The 16,286-nt window shown below is 75.1% G+C and carries 15 protein-coding genes; 14 read left to right on the top strand and 1 reads right to left on the bottom strand.

Annotation, left to right across the window (positions count from 1 at the left end; all coding sequences use genetic code 11):
* The first annotated feature begins 113 nt into the window (after positions 1–113).
* From ACLJTM_RS16265 to ACLJTM_RS16245, 5 genes are read left to right on the top strand one after another with little or no spacing between them, the layout of a single operon-like run.
* Positions 114–1,430: a flavin reductase gene (locus ACLJTM_RS16265; protein ID WP_411104278.1), complete on the top strand. Its 1,317-nt coding sequence runs from the start codon at positions 114–116 to the stop codon at positions 1,428–1,430.
* Positions 1,431–1,444: 14 nt separating this feature from the next.
* Entirely contained in the window at positions 1,445–2,728 is a 1,284-nt protein-coding gene (locus ACLJTM_RS16260) for an acyl-CoA dehydrogenase family protein (protein WP_411104277.1), read from the top strand.
* On the top strand, positions 2,725–4,227 hold the full coding sequence (locus ACLJTM_RS16255) for an aldehyde dehydrogenase family protein (RefSeq protein ID WP_411104276.1): 1,503 nt from the start codon (positions 2,725–2,727) through the stop codon (positions 4,225–4,227). The genes ACLJTM_RS16260 and ACLJTM_RS16255 overlap by 4 nt, the downstream gene beginning before the upstream one ends.
* A complete protein-coding gene (locus tag ACLJTM_RS16250) occupies positions 4,224–5,408 on the top strand; it encodes an FAD-dependent oxidoreductase (protein WP_411104275.1) in 1,185 nt (394 codons plus the stop codon). Before ACLJTM_RS16255 ends, ACLJTM_RS16250 begins: the two co-directional genes overlap by 4 nt.
* Positions 5,405–6,877 (top strand): aldehyde dehydrogenase family protein, encoded by a 1,473-nt coding sequence (locus tag ACLJTM_RS16245; RefSeq protein WP_411104274.1) that lies wholly within the window; start codon positions 5,405–5,407, stop codon positions 6,875–6,877. The genes ACLJTM_RS16250 and ACLJTM_RS16245 overlap by 4 nt, the downstream gene beginning before the upstream one ends.
* A gap of 46 nt (positions 6,878–6,923) precedes the next feature.
* Here ACLJTM_RS16245 and ACLJTM_RS16240 read toward each other — a convergent pair whose 3' ends face one another.
* Complete coding sequence (locus ACLJTM_RS16240) at positions 6,924–7,208, bottom strand: Dabb family protein (RefSeq protein WP_411104273.1); 285 nt, start codon at positions 7,206–7,208, stop codon at positions 6,924–6,926.
* A 105-nt stretch (positions 7,209–7,313) separates the two neighbouring features.
* On the opposite strand from ACLJTM_RS16240, the gene ACLJTM_RS16235 reads away from it, so the two are divergent.
* From ACLJTM_RS16235 to ACLJTM_RS16195, 9 genes are all read left to right on the top strand, one after another.
* The gene (locus tag ACLJTM_RS16235; protein ID WP_411104272.1) at positions 7,314–9,104 is read left to right on the top strand and encodes a nitrilase-related carbon-nitrogen hydrolase; all 1,791 of its coding nucleotides are present in this window, start codon (positions 7,314–7,316) and stop codon (positions 9,102–9,104) included.
* Positions 9,101–9,916 (top strand): hypothetical protein, encoded by an 816-nt coding sequence (locus tag ACLJTM_RS16230; RefSeq protein ID WP_411104271.1) that lies wholly within the window; start codon positions 9,101–9,103, stop codon positions 9,914–9,916. Before ACLJTM_RS16235 ends, ACLJTM_RS16230 begins: the two co-directional genes overlap by 4 nt.
* Positions 9,913–10,920, top strand: a complete 1,008-nt coding sequence (locus tag ACLJTM_RS16225; RefSeq protein ID WP_411104270.1) for a dienelactone hydrolase family protein — start codon at positions 9,913–9,915, stop codon at positions 10,918–10,920. The genes ACLJTM_RS16230 and ACLJTM_RS16225 overlap by 4 nt, the downstream gene beginning before the upstream one ends.
* Before the next feature lie 75 nt (positions 10,921–10,995).
* Positions 10,996–12,186, top strand: a complete 1,191-nt coding sequence (locus ACLJTM_RS16220) for a Rieske 2Fe-2S domain-containing protein (protein WP_411104269.1) — start codon at positions 10,996–10,998, stop codon at positions 12,184–12,186.
* A 6-nt stretch (positions 12,187–12,192) separates the two neighbouring features.
* The gene (locus ACLJTM_RS16215; protein WP_411104268.1) at positions 12,193–13,014 is read left to right on the top strand and encodes a hypothetical protein; all 822 of its coding nucleotides are present in this window, start codon (positions 12,193–12,195) and stop codon (positions 13,012–13,014) included.
* Entirely contained in the window at positions 13,011–13,985 is a 975-nt protein-coding gene (locus tag ACLJTM_RS16210; RefSeq protein ID WP_411104267.1) for a hypothetical protein, read from the top strand. The genes ACLJTM_RS16215 and ACLJTM_RS16210 overlap by 4 nt, the downstream gene beginning before the upstream one ends.
* The gene (locus ACLJTM_RS16205) at positions 13,982–14,818 is read left to right on the top strand and encodes an SDR family oxidoreductase (protein ID WP_411104266.1); all 837 of its coding nucleotides are present in this window, start codon (positions 13,982–13,984) and stop codon (positions 14,816–14,818) included. Before ACLJTM_RS16210 ends, ACLJTM_RS16205 begins: the two co-directional genes overlap by 4 nt.
* Complete coding sequence (locus ACLJTM_RS16200) at positions 14,815–15,525, top strand: hypothetical protein (RefSeq protein WP_411104265.1); 711 nt, start codon at positions 14,815–14,817, stop codon at positions 15,523–15,525. The genes ACLJTM_RS16205 and ACLJTM_RS16200 overlap by 4 nt, the downstream gene beginning before the upstream one ends.
* Positions 15,522–16,268 carry an arylmalonate decarboxylase gene (locus ACLJTM_RS16195; RefSeq protein ID WP_411104264.1) on the top strand — a complete coding sequence of 249 codons (747 nt, stop codon included), beginning with the start codon at positions 15,522–15,524 and terminating at the stop codon, positions 16,266–16,268. The genes ACLJTM_RS16200 and ACLJTM_RS16195 overlap by 4 nt, the downstream gene beginning before the upstream one ends.
* Positions 16,269–16,286 lie beyond the last annotated feature (18 nt).

Here is a 16,286-nt window from a genome sequence, read left to right as displayed (position 1 = left end):
ATGGGAAACAGCGGGTTCGCGGGCGTCCGGTTCGTTGACACCGGGAACGCCCGGTCGTTACCGTAGTGGATACAGCGTTTCACTAGAGGAAACACCGACCAGCGGGGGGTGCGATGACCACCGTCATCGACGAGTCGACCTTCCGTCAGGTGCTGTCCCGGTGGCCCAGCGGCGTGGGGATCGTCACCACGGCGGGTGCGGACGGATGGCACGGCATGACGGCGAGTTCGTTCAGCAGCGTGAGCCTGGCACCACCTCTCGTCCTGGTCTGCCTGGACCGGGACATCCGCTCCCATGACCTGCTCATACGCAACGGCGTCTTCGCCGTCAACGTCCTGGGCCGCGACCACCTCGCACTGGGGCGCCGGTTCGCCGGCATGGAAGCCGGTGTCACCGACCGCTTCGCGGCGGGCGACTGGCTGCCCGGCGCCACGGGCAGTCCCGTCCTGACGGACTCGGCGGCCTGGGTGGACTGCCGCGTCCGGCACCGGTATCCCGGCGGGGACCACACCATCTTCCTCGGCGAGGTGGTGGCCGCGGGCGTCCCGCGCATCACCTCCCCGCTGCTCTTCCACTCGCGCTCCTGGGGGCAGTTGGCCGATCCGCTGCCCGACCGCGTGGACCTGGCCGACACCGGCCTGGCCGGTGCGGCGGCGGCGCCGCACACCGCGCGGCTGGCCCGCGCCCTGCGGCTGGCCGGCGTGCGCGTCCGGACGGCACGCCCCGCGGACGGCGACCCCGACGGAGCGCGGACCGACAGGGCCGGGTCCGGCAGCCCGGCCGGCTCCTCGGTGCACGTCGCCGACAGCGCCGCAGCCGTCGCCGCGGCCGCGGCCGGCTCCCCCGCCGTCGAGTTCACCGTCGCACCGGACGGCGACGGCGCAGCCGCCGCCGCCACGGTCCGGGCCGTACGCAGCTCCGGACACCCCCACACGCTCGTGGTGGCCCGGATACGCGACGCGCTGCGCCCGGGGCTGGCCCGGGGCTGCCTGCTGACCGTGCAGCGGCTGACCGCCGCCGGATGCGGGGAGATCGTCCTCGAAGAGCCCGCCGAGGGACCCGACGAGGCGGACGGCGCCTCCCCGCTGGCGCTGCGCCGGCTGCTCCAGGACGCGGTCCCCGAGGCCGGGGCCGTGCCACTGCGCCTGGCCCTGCGCGACCACCACGGCCTCGGCCTGGTCAACGCCCTGACCGGCATGAAGAGCGGGGTCCGCTGCTTCGAGACCAGCCTCGCCGGCCACGGTGGCGCACTGGCCACCGAACAGCTCGTCCTGCTCTGCTCCCGCATGGGTGTCGCCGCTCCTCTGGACGGCGCCGCCCTGCGGGCCCTGCGCGCCGAGGCGCGGGCCCTGCTCCCGCAGCCGGCCGCCGGCCCACCGCCCCCCTCCCCCGCGCCGGCCGCCGCCTCCCGCGCCCCGGAACCCCAGTGAAGGAGACCCTGCCGATGACCACGCTCCCGCTCACGGGCGCGCACCTCCTCGACCGCATGACGCCGGCCGAGCGGGCGCGCGCCGAGCGCGTCGAATCCGTCCTGCCCGCCCTGCGGGAAGCGGCCGCGGCCGCCGACGCACAGGCCGCCTTCCCGGCGGGCCACACCGCGCTGCTGCGGGAGGCGGGGCTGCTCGGACTCGTCGTGCCCGAAAAGTACGGGGGCCTGGGCGGCGGACTGCGCGACCTCGCCGCGGCCACCTACGCCATGGGCACCGCCTGCCCCTCCACGGCGCTCGCCTTCTTCTTCCACAACACCAGCGCCTCGCGCGGCCTGCTGCCCCTGGAGGCCATCCGCGCGGGCTTGTTCACGCCGCGGGAGATCCCGGTGGTGACCGCCTTCGCCGAGCGGGTGCTGACCACGATGGCGGCCGGCTCCTGGCTCGCCAACTTCGCCAGCGAGTCGGCGAAGAGCTCCGCGGCGAACATCTCCATCGCCACCACCGCCTCGCGCACCGACGGCGGCTGGGTGCTCCGCGGGGAGAAGTCCTTCGGCTGCGCGACCGGCGTCGCCGACCTGTACCTCGTCACCGCCCGGCTGGAGAAGACGGACACGGCCGAGGGCCTGGCCATGTTCCTCGTCCGGCGCGACGGCGCCGGGGTGGCGTCCCGGCCGCCCTGGAACGGGCTCGGGATGCGCGGCAGCGCCAACCACGGGATCCGGCTCGACGGGGTCTTCGTCGCCGACCGGGACGCGCTGGCCGTGCCCGGCGCGTTCACCCGCATGCTCCAGGTCAGCCGCGGCAGCTTCGTCGGCAACCAGCTCGCCATCGCCGCCGTGTACACGGGCGCCGCGCAGGCCGCGTACGACTACACGCTGGAGCTGCTGACCCGCAAGACCTTCGCCGACACCGGCCGGCCGATCGCGTCCTCGCCCATGCACCAGGTCCTCATCGGGGACATGACGCAGAACCTGGAGACCGCCTACCAGTGGCTGCGGCGCCAGCTCGAACTGGAGACCTCCGAGCCGCCCATCAGGCCCAAACCGGAGGTGTTCAGCCAGTGGCGGCTGGGCAAGGGCGCGGTCACCGAAGCCTGCTTCGCGGTCGCCCTGGGCGCGCTCAAGGCGTCCGGCACCTCCGAGGCGCGCCTGGACGGGGTCATCGGCCGCACCCTGCGCGACCTGGCGATGGGGCTGGTGATGACCTTCCCGGCCGAGCGGGGCCGTCTGGAAGCGGCGAAGATCGCCACCGAGGCCCAGGAGCACGCGCTGTTCGCGACGCTGGGGGAAGACCGGTGACCCCGCCGCCCGCCGACGCCGCAGCCGGGCCTTCCTCGGGCCCGGAGGCGGAGCTGCCCGCCACGGCCGATTTCGCCGGCGGTGACTGGCAGCCCTGCGCGCAGCGCCTCGGCTTCGACCTGGAGGATCCGGACACCGGCCGGGCGGTCCGCCCGGCCCTCGGCAGCTCTGCCGAGCGGGTCGAGGCCGCGCTGGCGGCAGCCGCCGACCTGCACGCCTCGGGTGTCTGGGGCGATCTGCCGGACGAGGACCGGGCCCGCGCCCTGGAGAGCGCAGCCGCCGCGGTGGAAGCGGCCGCGCACCGCATCGTGGTGGCGGAGGCCTTCGCCACCGGCGTACCGCTCGGTCAGACCACGGGCCTCGGGGTCATCCTCTCCGGTGCCTTCCACATCGCGGCGGCCCGGCTGCGGTCCGGGCTGCTGCGGCGCACGGTCACCGGCAGCGGCGGCCGGCCGGTGCTGGTGCGCCGCGCGCCGCTCGGGCCCGCCCTGTGCGTCGTGCCGTACAACGCGCCCGCGCCGATGGCCGCCCACAAGGCGGCCAGCGCACTAGCGGCGGGCTGCCCGGTCATCGTCAAGGCGCCGGAACTGGTCCCCTACGGAACCCAGTTGCTGGTGGAGGCGGCCGCCCGCGGACTGGCGGCGGCGGGGGCGCCGGCGGCCGCCCTGCAGTTGGTGCACGGGGACGCCGCGACCGGGGCCGGCCTGGTGGCCGACCGGCGGATCCGTGTGGTCTCCTTCACGGGCGGTACGGAGGCGGGCCGCCGGATCGGCGCCGTCTGCGGCCGGGCCCTCAAGCCCGTCCAGCTCGAACTGGGCGGCAACAACCCGCTGGTCGTGCTGCCGGGCGCCGACCCGCGGGCGGCCGGCCGGATGGCGGCGGAGCTGCTGACGACGCTGAACGGCCAGTGGTGCCGGGCGCTGGGCCGGCTGATCCTGCCCGCCGCCCTGGCGTCGGAGGTCCTGGACGCGGCCGGCCGCGAGCTGGCCGCGCTGCGGGCCGGGGCCCCGCTGGCCCCCGGCACCGGCTTCGGCCCGCTCGCGCACTCGCGCCACCGCAGCGCCCTGACGGCTGCCGTGCGCGAGCTGACCGCGGCCGGGGCCGAGGCCCACAGGTGGACGGGGGTACCGGAGCGCGGCAACCACTTCGCCCCGCTGCTCGTCACCGGGGCGCCCGAGGAGGCCACCCGCCGGGAACTGTTCGGCCCGGTGGCCGCCGTCCACACCTACCAGCGCGAGGAGGAGGCCCTGTACCTGGCCAACTCCACCGGCTACGGCCTGGAGGGGTACGTGTGCGCCGCGGATCCCGACCACGGGCTGCGGGTGGCCGCCCGCATCGCCGCCGGGGAGGTGAAGGTGAACGGCTCCTCGGTGCTGAGCCTCCACCTGGACACGCCGCGGCCGGCCTGGGGGGCCTCCGGCCTGGTCGACGAGGGCAGCGCCGAGACGCTGCTGCACTTCACCGGCGCCCGGGTCACGGGTGTGGAGGCGGCCCGGTGAGCGCGGCCGAGAAGGTCCTGGTGGCCGGGGCGGGGCCGGTGGGGCTGACCGCCGCCCTGGTACTGGCCCGCCGGGGCGTGCCCGTGACCGTCCTGGAGGCCGGTGCGGAACTGGCCGGGGAGTCCCGGGCCTCCACCTTCCATCCGCCCACGCTGGAGATGCTCGCCGACCTGGGTGTCGTGGAGGGGCTGCTGGCCCGCGGCCTGGTCGCGGACTCCTTCCAGTTCCGCGACCGGCGCTCCGGGACCGTCGCCACCCTGGACCTGTCGCTGCTGGCCGGGGACACCCCGTACCCGTACCGGCTCCAGTGCGAGCAGAACAAGCTGACGCCGCTGCTCCTGGACCGCCTCGGCCGCCTGCCGGGCACCGAGGTGCGTTTCGGGGCGGCGGTGGCGGGGGTGGAGCAGACCTCCCGCGGCGTTCACGCCGTGCTGGCCGACGGCGGCCGGGTGCGCGGAGCCTGGCTGGTCGGTGCGGACGGGGCGCACTCGGCCGTGCGGCGCTCGGTGGGGGCCGAGTTCCACGGGATGACCTACCCGGAGCGGTTCCTCGTCGCCTCGCTGGACGAGGACCCCCGGGCCGTGCTGCCGGACCTGGCGCCCATCGCCTACGTGCTGGACCCGGACGAGTGGATGGTGCTGCTGCGGACCCCCGACCACTGGCGGGTGCTGCTGCCCACCCCGGACGGCACCTGCGACCGCGGCGAGCTGGCCCGGCTGCCCGGCCGGCTGCGGGGGCTCAGCGCGCGGGCGGGCGGACCGGCCCTGGCCCACGCCAGCCTGTACCGGGTCCACCAGCGGGTGGCCGGCACCTTCCGCAGCGGACGGGTGCTGCTGTGCGGGGACGCCGCGCACGTGAACAACCCGCTGGGCGGCATGGGCATGAACAGCGGCATCCACGACGCGGTTCTGATGGGCGGCGCTCTCGCGGACGTCCTCACCGGCGAGGCGACCGACGAGGAGCTGTCCGACCGCGCCGAGGAGCGCCGTGCCTGCGCGCTGCGCTACGTGGGGGCCGAGACGCACGCCAATTGGGAGCGGCTGCGCGCCCGGGAGCCGGCCCGGCGGGCCGCCCTGGTGGCGGAGTTGCGTGCGACGGCCGCGGATCCGGTGGCGGCGCGCCGCTCCCTGCTGCGCAGCTCGATGATCGAGTCCCTGCGCGGGGCCGGGGGGACGCGATGACGCCGGCGCCAGTGCGGGGGGCCGCCGCGATCACGGTGGAGAATCCGGCGTGCACGGCCCGGCCGGTGGGGAGCGTGCGGGCGCACACCGGTGCGGAGGTGGACGCCGCCGTGGCGGCCGCGGCCGGCGCTGCGCCCGGCTGGGCCCGCACTCCGGCGGCGGACCGGGCGGCGGCGCTGTTGCGGATCGCCGCCGGTCTGGAGGCGGCCGCGGAGGAACTCGCGGTGCTGCTCGCCCGGGAGTCGGGCAAGCCGCTCGCCGACTGCCGCGGCGAGGTGGGTTACGCCGGGGCGGTGCTGCGCTGGTACGCCGAGCACGCGCCGCCGCTGCTGTCGCCCCGCACGGCGGACGACGCGGAGGGCAGGCTGGAGCGGCGGCTGCGGCCGTACGGGGTGGTGGCCGCGCTGACCCCGTGGAACGCGCCGGTGATCCTGACCGCCGTCAAGCTGGCTCCGGCGCTCGCCGCGGGCAATGCGGTGGTCGTCAAGCCTTCGCCGCTGGCGCCGCTGGCCGTGGCGGCGTTCCTGGAGGGGGCGGCGCGTGAACTTCCGCCGGACGTGGTGCGGGTGTGCCACGGGCACGCGGAGACCGCGCTGCGGCTGGCGGGCCGTCCGGGGGTGGGGAAGCTGTCGTTCACCGGCGGGACGGAGGCGGGCCGGGCGCTCGGCGCGGCCGCGGCGGGGGCGCTGACGCCGACCACGATGGAACTGGGCGGCAATGACGCGGCCGTGCTGCTGGACGACGCCGACCTGTCGGAGGCGGAACTGGACCGGCTGGTCCTGGCGAGTTTCGCGACGGCCGGGCAGGTGTGCATGGCCGCCAAGCGGCTCTATGTGCCGCGGTCCCGGCTGGCCTCCTTCGCCGAGCGGTATGCGGCGGCCGCAGCGCGCGTGCTGCGGCTCGGGGACCCCCTCGACCCGGGCACCACCGTGGGGCCGGTGATCTCGGCGCAGGCCGCGGACCGGATCCGTGCGCTGGTCGCCGACGCCCGGGCGCGCGGCGCCACCGCCGTCGAGCTGGGCACCGTACGGCCCGGGGCGGAGCTGGGCGCCGGGCACTTCGTGCGGCCGGTGCTGCTGCTGGGGCTGCGGGACGACGCTCCGCTGGTGTGCGAGGAGCAGTTCGGTCCGGCGCTGCCCCTGCTGGGCTACGAGGACGAGGAGGAGCTGGTGGAGCGGGTCAATGCCGGGCCGTACGGTCTGGCGGCGTCGGTGTGGAGCGCCGACGAGGAGCGGGCCTTCGCGCTGGCGGCCCGGATCGACGCGGGCTTCCGGTTCGTCAACACCCACAACCGGACGGGGATGGCGCTGCGGGCCGCGTTCGGCGGCGTCAAAGGCAGCGGGCACGGGCGGGAGTACGGGGCCGAGGGCCTGCTGGAGTACGTACAGCCGGTGCTCACGCACGCACCCGGCGCCTTCCGGGCGGGGGGCGCGGGCATGGCGCCGGGAGCCTACCCGGCAGGGCCCTGAAGGCAGGAGGTCAGACGGCGCCGCGGGCGGGACCACGGGCTGGGTATCAGGGTTCCAGGTGGTCGACGACGGCGCGGTGGGCGAGGCGGGGGCCGAGCCAGGCGGCCAGCTGCAGGTGGTCAGGGTGGCTCTGGTAGGCGGCGAGTTCACCCGGGTCGGTGTGGCGGGTGGTGAGGACGAGGTCGTAGGAGTGCGGCGATCCGGTGATGTCGAGGCCGACGTCCAGGGTTTTGACCTGCGGGACCGAAACGGCCAGCTGCCGCAGTCTCACGGCGGCCTCGGGGGCGTCGCCCGGATCCGTGAAGCGCATGAGAACGACGTGCACCAGCACGGTGGTTGCTCCTCTGCTCGGGTGCGCCTCCCTCTGTCGCGGGAGGGCGCCGCGAGTGTATGTTCGGGAAACACTGTTCCGCTAGAGGAACCAATGGAGTTCACCATGGACGAAGCGCGTACGTTTCGCGTCGCGGCCGCCCAGTTCGCCGTGGGCCGGGACCGGCGAGCCAATCTGGCCGCGTCCCTGCGGATGATCGACGCCGCGGCGGACCGGGGCGCGAAGCTCGTGGTGCTGCCGGAGTTCTGCAACCACCTGTCCTGGTACGACGACCGGGAACAGGCGCTGGCGGCCGCCTGCCGGCGGGGGGACGACTTCCTGGGGCCCGTGGCCGAACGCGCCGCGCGGCACGGCCTGTACGTCAAGATCCACGTCACCCTGGCCGCATCCGACGGCCCGGACGGGACGCAGCGCATCACGGCCGCGAGCCTGCTCTACGGACCGGACGGGGCCCTGGCCGGGCTCGCGGACAAGCAGGTCCTGATGGGCAGCGAGAACGACCACCTGGACCCGGCCACCGAGCCCGGCCCGGTCATCGACACGGCTCTGGGGCCCGTCGGCCTGTACTCCTGCATGGAAGGAGTCGTCCCCGAAGTGTGCCGGAGCCTGGCTCTGCGCGGCGCCCACCTGCTGCTCAACAGCCTCAACTCCTTCGCCCTGGACGAAGCCGCACTGCACGTCCCGGTGCGGGCGGCCGAGAATCGGGTGTGGGTGGTCGCGGCCAACAAGGTCGGGCCGCTGCTCCCGGCCGACCGTATCGGCGCGATCAGCGCTGCCATGGGGGTGCCGGCCGGGGCCCTGGACGGCGCCGGCGAGAGCCAGATCGTCGCCCCGGACGGGACGGTCGTCGCCCGGGCCCCCCGGCGCGGGGAGGCCGTCGTGGTGGCCGACATCCGTGTGGAGAGGGCCGCCGACAAGCGGCGGGCGGACGGCACCGACGCCTTCGCGGCGCGCCGGCCCGCCCTCTACCGGCCGATCGCCTCCCCGCCCGTCCCCGCCCCGGCCTTCGCGGGAGCCCGCGCCGAACAGGTCGCCGCCGCCGTCGTCCGTCCGTCCGGCAGCGGCCCGGCGGCCATCGAGGACGCCGCCCGGCTGGTGGGCGAAGCCGCCGGGCGCGGCGCGGCGTTGATCGTGCTGCCCGAGCTGTTCTGGTACCCGGGCGGCGTCCTGCCCGACCCGCGGCGGCGGCCGGACACCGAGGAGGCGCAGGACGTCCTGCGGACCCTGCGCGGCGCGCTGGCCGGCCGCGCGGCGTACCTCGCCTGCTCGGTCCCGCTGTCCAGGGGCCACGCCGGTGTGCTGCTCGACCGCGACGGGCCGGTGCTGATCCAGCACCAGCTCCACGAGGGCGTCCGGCACCGCGGCTGGGCCCGCGCGGGCCGGGCACAGGCGCTGCTCACCCACGACACTCCCTGGGGCCGGGTCGCGGTCGTCCTGGCCGAGGACGCCGTCCAGCCGGAGACGCTGCGGCTGGCCGCGCTGGCGGGCGTGGACACGGCCGCGGTCTGTCTCGGCGGGCACGCCGAGCCGTGGGAGTACACCCTCGGACTGCCCGAACGGGCGGCGGAGAACCGGGTCAACCTGGTGGCCGCGGGGCACGGGGGCGGCGCCGTCCACGCCCTGCCCGTGGAGTTCGGCCTGTGGCGCTCACGGGACGCGCCCTTCGACGGAACCATCAGCCTGCCCGACAGCACGGCGGCCCGCCCCGGACTGACTCTCGCCCCCGTCCGGCCGGGCCAGGCCGTGCGGCGGCTGGTCTCGCGCGGAACGGACCTGGTCGGGGGCCGGCCCTGGAAGCTGGCGGGCGCTCTGGTGGCGGCCCGGCCCGGGGACTGCGCCCCGCACGGCACCCCCACCCCCCACCCCCGCACCCCGGCCACCGAAGGAGCGCTGTGAGCAACGTGTCGGAGACACTCAAGGCCGTCCAGGACATGGCGGACGAGGCCCCGGTCACCGATGTGACCGAGACGTTCGTGCAGTGGCAGGCACTGCTGGGCGAACTGAAGGAGAAGATCGCGGCCCGTTTCGAGCTGCACCACGACCCCTCCACCCGGGTGTGGGAGACCTTCGGCGCGGAGGCGGGCGGCCCGCGCGGCTCGCTGGCGGGCTACACCGGACCCGAGGTCGACTGGATGGTCCACTCCTGGGTCGGTGACCCGGAGCACGGCTTCGTCAACCTCCACCTCACCGTCTGGCTGGGCCCGCACGTGCGTGTCCCGCACCTGGGGCTCGCCCTGCTGTGCTGGCCCGGCGGCTGGTTCTACCTCGACTCGGTGCCCCGCAGCAGCCTGGTGGCCGACGGCGACTACTACGACCGGTACTACGCCCCCGCCGAGCAGGAGTGGCTCGCGGTGCGCGAGGAGTACGAGGACCTCTCCTGGTTCACCAGCCGCGCCGGCTTCATCCGGGGCAGCCTCTCCCCCACCGCCTACTGCTACTCCATGCCCCGAGACGAACGGCACCTCGCACTCGTGCGCCGCCTGATGCACGAGCAGGTCGACCGCTGGCTGGGCTGGGTGGAGGAGGCCGGGCCGGTGCCGGCGGCCGAGCGCGGTGCGCTGGCCGCCGCCGACCTGGCGGTCCGGCGCAACATCGTGGAGCGCGACCCGGCCAACGTGATGGGCGTGCGGTATTTCGGCGAGCAGGTCACCGACCGGCTGGTGCGGGCGCTGTGGGGCGGCGACCGCAGCCTGCCGAGGCCCTCGTGAAGCAGGTCCGGTCCGAGTGGCGGGCCTGCCGGGTGCCCGGCCTCAAGGAGCCCTGGGACACCGCGCACCTGCGGGTGTTCTATCCGGCCCGGCCCACCGGCTCCGACGCCGAACGCCTGACCGGGGTGGTCGCCGCCGACGCCGGACGCGCCCCCTTCCCGGTGGTGGTCCTGCTGCCCGGGATCAATGTTCCGGCGGACTGCTACCGGTGGCTGGCGGTACTGCTGGCGGAACGGGGCCTGGTCGCGGTGACGGCGGAGCTGGTCGGGGAGCTGGTCGGCGGGACCCGCGGGGTGACCCCGGGCATCGACCTGGAGGCCTGCGCACCGGGTGCGTACGGGACCCGGGCGACGACGCCGCTGATCGGTGCGGTGCTCGCCGCCCTTGCCGGGCCGGACCCCGCTTCGCCGCTGGACGGGCTGCCGGACCTGGACCGCGTGGTGCTGGGCGGGCATTCGGCCGGCGGCACGGTGGCGCTCCAGTCGGCCGCCCATGTACCGGGCCTGCGCGGGGTGTTCACCTACGGCGCGCACACCCTGGTCGCGGCGGCGCTCGGCCATCCGCCGGGCACGGTGCTGCCGGTCGGCGCACAGGTGCCGGTCCTGCTCATGTCCGGCGAGCACGACGGGGTGATCGCCGCGAGCGCGGACCGCTATGCGGCTGTCACCGCGAAGGCCGATCCCGACCCCGTCTCCCGCACCTTCCACGAGGCGCTCTGCGACGCCGACGGAACGCACGCCTGGGTGCAGGTCGCCGGGGCAGGGCATTTCGCCCTCTGCGATCCGGTGGACCCGACCGGCGCCCGCGGCTTCCTGGAGGCGTCGCAGACCGGCCGGGACGGCGCGGGGAACGAGGCGCGCGCCCTCATCGGCCGCTTGGTGACGGCCTTCTGCACGGCGGTACTGGCGCACCGGACGGGCCCCGCCGCCCCCGCCGGCTGTGGGGCGTACGACGCGCTGCTGGCGACCCCGCCCCCGGGTCTGCTCCGCGTGCGGCGCCGCTGACGCCCGCTCCTCTCCCCACCGATGTCGAACCGCCCGAAGGTGTCGAACCGCTCGAAAGCGCGAGGTGCTCCGCTCATGCTGAAGAACTCCTGGTACGCGGTCGAGTTCTCCGACCGCGTCGTGCGCAAACCGCTCAAGGCCGTCTGCCTCGGCCAGTCCCTCGTGCTCTACCGCACCGCGGCAGGGAAGGCGGTCGCCCTGTCGGACCTGTGTGCGCACCGCGGGGCCGCGCTGTCCGCGGGCACGCTCAAGGACGACTGCGTCGTCTGCCCCTACCACGGCTGGCGCTTCGACCCCGAGGGAGCCTGCACCACGATCCCGGCCAACCAGCCGGGCCGGGGCATCCCGAAGAAGGCGCGGGTGGACTCCTACCCGGTGCAGGAGCGGTACGGCTTCGTCTGGGTGTTCCTGGGTGATCTCCCCGAGGAGGACCGGCCGCCGATCCCGCACTGGCCCGAATTCAACCAACTGGTGGAGCACGGGGGCCGGTTCAAGGCGGTCACCGGGGAGTACCTGTGGCACTCCAACTACGAGCGGGTCCTGGAGAACGGCTGCGACATCGCGCACACGCCCTTCGTGCACGCGGGCTCCTTCGGCAATCCGGACCGCCCGGAGGTCGAGGAGTACACGGTCGAGCAGCCCGACGCCTGGTCGGCCTTCGCGACCGTGTCCCTGCACCCGCCCGCCGCCAAGGGCCTGTGGGCAAAGCTGTACACGGACCGCAGATCGCGGGGCAAGGACCGGCCGCCGGTGGTGACCACGGCGGGTTGGATGCTGCCCAACCTGATCAAACTGCACGTGCGCCTGCCGCTCGGCAACATGATCATCTACGACACCAACATCCCGGTCGACGAGACCACCACCCTGGTGAAGTGGGTGGCGCTGCGGGACTTCTTCCCCGGGGACTGGGCCGACGGCAACACCCGCAAGCGGGTGCTCGGCATCTTCGACCAGGACGCCCCGGTCGTCGACGGGACCCGTCCCGAGCTGCTGCCGTCCGACCTCGGCGCCGAGCTGCACCTGCGCTCCGACATGATCTCCGTCGCCTACCGCCGACGCCGCCAGGAACTCGCCGCCAAAGGCTGGGAGGTGAGCGACTCCGACCGGATCACCGGCGACATCCCGGCGCGCAGCGCCACCGTCATCGCCTCGCCGGGACGGCGCGCCGTCCCGGAGTTCGCCCGTGCCTGGGAGCAGAAGGCCCAGGGATTCCATCCGACGGTCGAGGGGGCCCAGTCCCCGGCACCGGCCAGTGAGAAGGAGTAGCCTCCCATGACCTCCCCCGCCCCTCACCCCGACGCCCCCGCGGCCCCCGCGGCCCCCGATGGCCCCACGGACGGCTCGACGCCCGCGGCCCGGCTCTCCCGTACCGTGCTGGAGGCCCTGCTGGCCGGGACTGCACTACAGGAGCGGCCCACGCCCTGGACGGTGCTGACCTCCCCGGCGGTCCCCGGCCCGGTGGGCTCCGTACGCCACTTCCGCGGCGAGCGGCCCGACGGCCTCGTCGACGCGGTCGTCACCGTATCCCTGGTGGTGCCGGCGCTCGGGCTCGACAGCCACATGGTGTTCGCGTTCGGCGCCGCGGACGGCCCGCTGCCGCACTTCACCCTGGACTCCGTGCAGGCCGGCGGCGGGTACGCCTTCCACCTCGACCTGGTGCAGCGCGTGGACCTCGCCGTCAGCCCCGCCTACGCGGACCTCGTGTACGCGCCGCTGACCGCGCCGTTCGCCCGGGCTTCGGAGATCCCGGGTCTCGCCCCGGCCGCGATCAGCCCGCGCCAGCGCTCCCTGATGTCCCCCTGGATGCTGGTGCACCGCGCCGACGAGGCCGCCCTGCACGCCGTCACCCCCATCGCCGAGGAGTACCTGCGGCACTGGCTGGAGCTGGCCCGGGCGTTCCCGGCCGGCGCCGCAGCCGAGGCCAAGGAGGGCGACGCGACGGTGCGCGACCGGAGGCTGCGCCGGGCACTGTTCAGCCGGGAGATCGACCCGGTGTGGGCGCAGGTGGACCGGCTGCTGGGCCCGGCCGCCACGGACGGCCTGCGCGGGCTGCTGACCAGCGGCAGACTCGCGGACGAGGAGGCCCGGGCATGAGCGCGACCGCCGAACCCGGCCCCAGCACGTGGCAGCGGCGCATCGCCGGGGAATGGCACGGCCGGCCTTCGCTGTTCGATGCGCAGGGCACCTGGTGCGGGTACGAGGACATCCGCCGCTCCTCCGAGTTCACCGACGCGGGGACGGTGTACCGGATGGACGGCGGCCTGCGGCAGGGCGGCCCGCTCGCGGGCCGGTTCCAGCTCGCCGCCCCGTTCGCCTTCGGGGTGAGCGACGCCGACGACAACCGCCTCTACACCGGGCCGGACTTCCACGGCAGCGGACAGCCGTACGGCTCCTTCGTCGACGCCCACTACTACGGCCCCGGCTGGCAGGTGGCCCTCAACACCTGGAACCACGTCCTGCCGGACGGGCGGACGCAGGTCTACTCCTCGGTGCTCCACCAGGGCTGGACCGTGATCGGCTGCTTCAACGGCCTGTACGTGCGTACCACCGACCACGGCGACAGCGAGGCGACCCGCGCACACGTCGCCCGTCACCTGGCGGCCGAGACGGACGCGGGCCCGGTGCCGTGGATCCTGCCGACCAAGCAGTCCGGTTCCTTCATCGGTGCGTGCGAGCTGTGGAGCACCGAGCAGAAGCACCTCGGGGACGTGGACGTGGAGATCGCGGTGCGGCCGTCGGATCTGCTGCGCGCCCGGCACCACGTCACCTGGCGGGGAGCCGGCCTGGACCGGTCCTTCACGGTGGAGCGGCGCCGGGACGGCGCCCGCGAGTTCTGGGAGGGCCCGGACGCCTGGGGCAACGCGCAGGCTTTCGGCCGGGCCAACTTCCCGCTGTGGCACTTCACGGGCGGGGACGTGCACCGGGTGCGGGGGCGGGAGTTCGCCCTGGACGCACGGCCCGCCATGTCGGCGGGCGGCCGGCTGGCCGTCACCTACGAACTGTTCGGCGGGAACACGCTGGCGGCCGTCCTGCACGGCGTACTGGACTGGGAGGCCGCAGCATGACCTCGACGGTGGTGATCACCGGCGGTACCCGCGGCATCGGGCACGGTCTGGCCCGCGCGTTCCTCGACCGCGGCTGCCGCGTCGCGGTGTGCGGGCGGGACGCGGCGGGCGTGGAGGCCGCCCTGGAGAGCCTGGGCGGCGGGGCGCACGCGGTCGGCCACGCGGCGGACGTGACCGACCGGGAGCAGGTGGCCGGGCTGTGGGCGGCGGCCGAGGAGGCCTTCGGCGCGGTCGACGTCTGGATCAACAACGCGGGGGCGGCCACGGCCCGCAAACCCCTGTGGGAGCTGGGCCCGCGGGAGGCCGACGCCGTGACGGCGGTGAACCTGCGCGGCGTCGTCAACGGCAGCGCGGTGGCCGCTGAGCGCTTCCTGCGCCGGGGCCGCGGCCGGATCTGGAACACGGAGGGCTTCGGCTCCGACGGCCGGACCATGCCCGGCCTCAGCGTGTACGGGGCGAGCAAGCGCGCCGTCACCTATCTCACCGGCGCTCTGGCGGCCGACCTTGAGCGGGAGCGGGAGGCCCGCGCCCACGACGTACGGGCGCTGCTGCTGTCGCCCGGGATCGTCGTGACCGACCTGCTGCTGCACGAGTACACGCCGCAGGAGTACGCGAAGGCACGGCCGGTGCTGGACATCCTGGCCGACCGGGTCGAGACGGTCGCCCCCTGGCTGGCGGACCGGGTGCTGGCCGACCGCACGGCCAACGGCGGCCGGGTGGCGTGGCTGACGCGCCGCAAGGCGGCCGGGCGGTTCGCGACGGCCGCGCTGCGCAAACGGTCGGTGCTGCCGGAGCACCTGCCGTCGGCCGCGGGGCGGGAGGGGGTCCGGTGAGCGGAGCCCTGGACTATCCGCCTGCGCTCGCGGTCGAGGACTTCGTCCCGGTCCTCCTGACGGGCGTCGGAGCCGTCCTGCTGACGGGGCCGCTGCGGGGCCACGCCGTACGCACCGGGCGCACGGCCGTGGCCGGGACCGCGCTGATCTTCCTGGGCGGGCTCTCGAAAGCCACCTGGAAGCTGGTGGTGGCCCTGGACGGTCCCGACGTCCAGACCCTGAACAAGGCCCTTTTCCCCTGCCTGTCGGCCGGCTTCCTGCTGCTGGCGCACGCGCTGCTGACGCTGCCCGCCGACGGGAGCGCTCCGGCGTCCGTGCGCAGGCCCCCGCCGCTGTGGGGGTTCGCCGCGCTCTGGGCGGCCACCGGGGCCGCCGGGCTGCTGTCGGCCTCGACGGCGCCGTCCATGGTGCTGACCGTCGTGGCCGTCACCGTGTGCGCGGTACGGCTGGTCCTGCTGGCCCGCTCGTACGGGGACGGCGCGGCGGCGGCCGCGGGCGGGCTGTGGCTCACCGGCATGTACGTCCTGGGGCCGCTGGCGGCGCGCCCCGACCAGAGCGTGGCCCTCCAGTGGGTGGAGCAGTCGGCGAACACCCTCACGCAGGGGGCGTTCGTCCTTCTCGCGTGGCGGGTGGCGAAGCACCGGCGCGGCGCCCGCATCCCCGCGCCCTCCCCTCCCTTCCCTCCGGCTGATCGGCGGCACGCATGACGGACAGTCTCGGCTGGCGGCGCAAGTTCGGCGTCATCGCCCCCAGCACCAACACCATCGTCCAGCCCGACTTCGGCCGCATGTCCGTACCGGGTGTGACCGCGCACTTCTCCCGCATCCACATCCGCGACCAGAGCATGGACCAGGACGCCGGCATGGAACGGCTGCTGGTGCAGATCCGCGACGAGATCGGCGCGGCCTGCGAGCGGGTGCTGACCTGCGAGCCGGACTACATGGTCATGGGCATGAGCGCAGAGACGTTCTGGGGCGGCGTCGAGGGCAACCGGGCCTTCGTGCAGCAGATCCACGACATCACCGGGCTCCGGGTGGCGACGGGCGCCGAGGCCTGCGAGCGGGCGCTGCGGCTGTTCGGGGCGCGGCGGATCGCCGTGGTGACCCCGTACCAGCCGGTCGGTGACGCCAACGTCGACCGGTTCTTCACCGAGCTGGGCTTCGAGGTGGCCGGGATCAAGGGCCTGCGCTGCCCGACGGCCGTGTCGATCGCCCACGTGGCGGAGAGTGAACTGCGCTCGGCCCTGGTCGAGTCGGCGGCGTTGCCGGGGGTGGAGGCGATCGTGCAGTGCGGGACCAACCTGTCGATGGTCTCGCTCGCGGACGAGGCGGAGCGCTGGCTCGGGCTGCCCGTGGTCGCGATCAACGCCGCAACCTGGTGGATGGCACTGCGGGACAACGGCGTCCGCGACGTCCTGTACGGCTGCGGCTCCCTGCTGCGCGAGCACTGACCCCTGCTCGCGAACCGG

Origin of the sequence: Streptomyces sp. cmx-4-9 (assembly GCF_046548835.1) — a bacterium.
Classification (GTDB): Bacteria; Actinomycetota; Actinomycetes; order Streptomycetales; family Streptomycetaceae; genus Streptomyces.
Note: the sequence above shows the minus strand (reverse complement) of the source record. Positions and strands in the feature narration are given on the sequence as shown.

Bases quoted from the DNA above. Each gene is read 5' to 3' on its own strand.
- ACLJTM_RS16265 (WP_411104278.1), top strand. From the start codon at position 114: ATGACCACCGTCATCGACGAGTCGACCTTCCGTCAGGTGCTGTCCCGG.
- ACLJTM_RS16260 (WP_411104277.1), top strand. From the start codon at position 1,445: ATGACCACGCTCCCGCTCACGGGCGCGCACCTCCTCGACCGCATGACG.
- ACLJTM_RS16245 (WP_411104274.1), top strand. From the start codon at position 5,405: ATGACGCCGGCGCCAGTGCGGGGGGCCGCCGCGATCACGGTGGAGAAT.
- ACLJTM_RS16235 (WP_411104272.1), top strand. From the start codon at position 7,314: ATGGACGAAGCGCGTACGTTTCGCGTCGCGGCCGCCCAGTTCGCCGTG.
- ACLJTM_RS16220 (WP_411104269.1), top strand. From the start codon at position 10,996: ATGCTGAAGAACTCCTGGTACGCGGTCGAGTTCTCCGACCGCGTCGTG.
- ACLJTM_RS16215 (WP_411104268.1), top strand. From the start codon at position 12,193: ATGACCTCCCCCGCCCCTCACCCCGACGCCCCCGCGGCCCCCGCGGCC.
- ACLJTM_RS16210 (WP_411104267.1), top strand. From the start codon at position 13,011: ATGAGCGCGACCGCCGAACCCGGCCCCAGCACGTGGCAGCGGCGCATC.
- ACLJTM_RS16205 (WP_411104266.1), top strand. From the start codon at position 13,982: ATGACCTCGACGGTGGTGATCACCGGCGGTACCCGCGGCATCGGGCAC.
- ACLJTM_RS16195 (WP_411104264.1), top strand. From the start codon at position 15,522: ATGACGGACAGTCTCGGCTGGCGGCGCAAGTTCGGCGTCATCGCCCCC.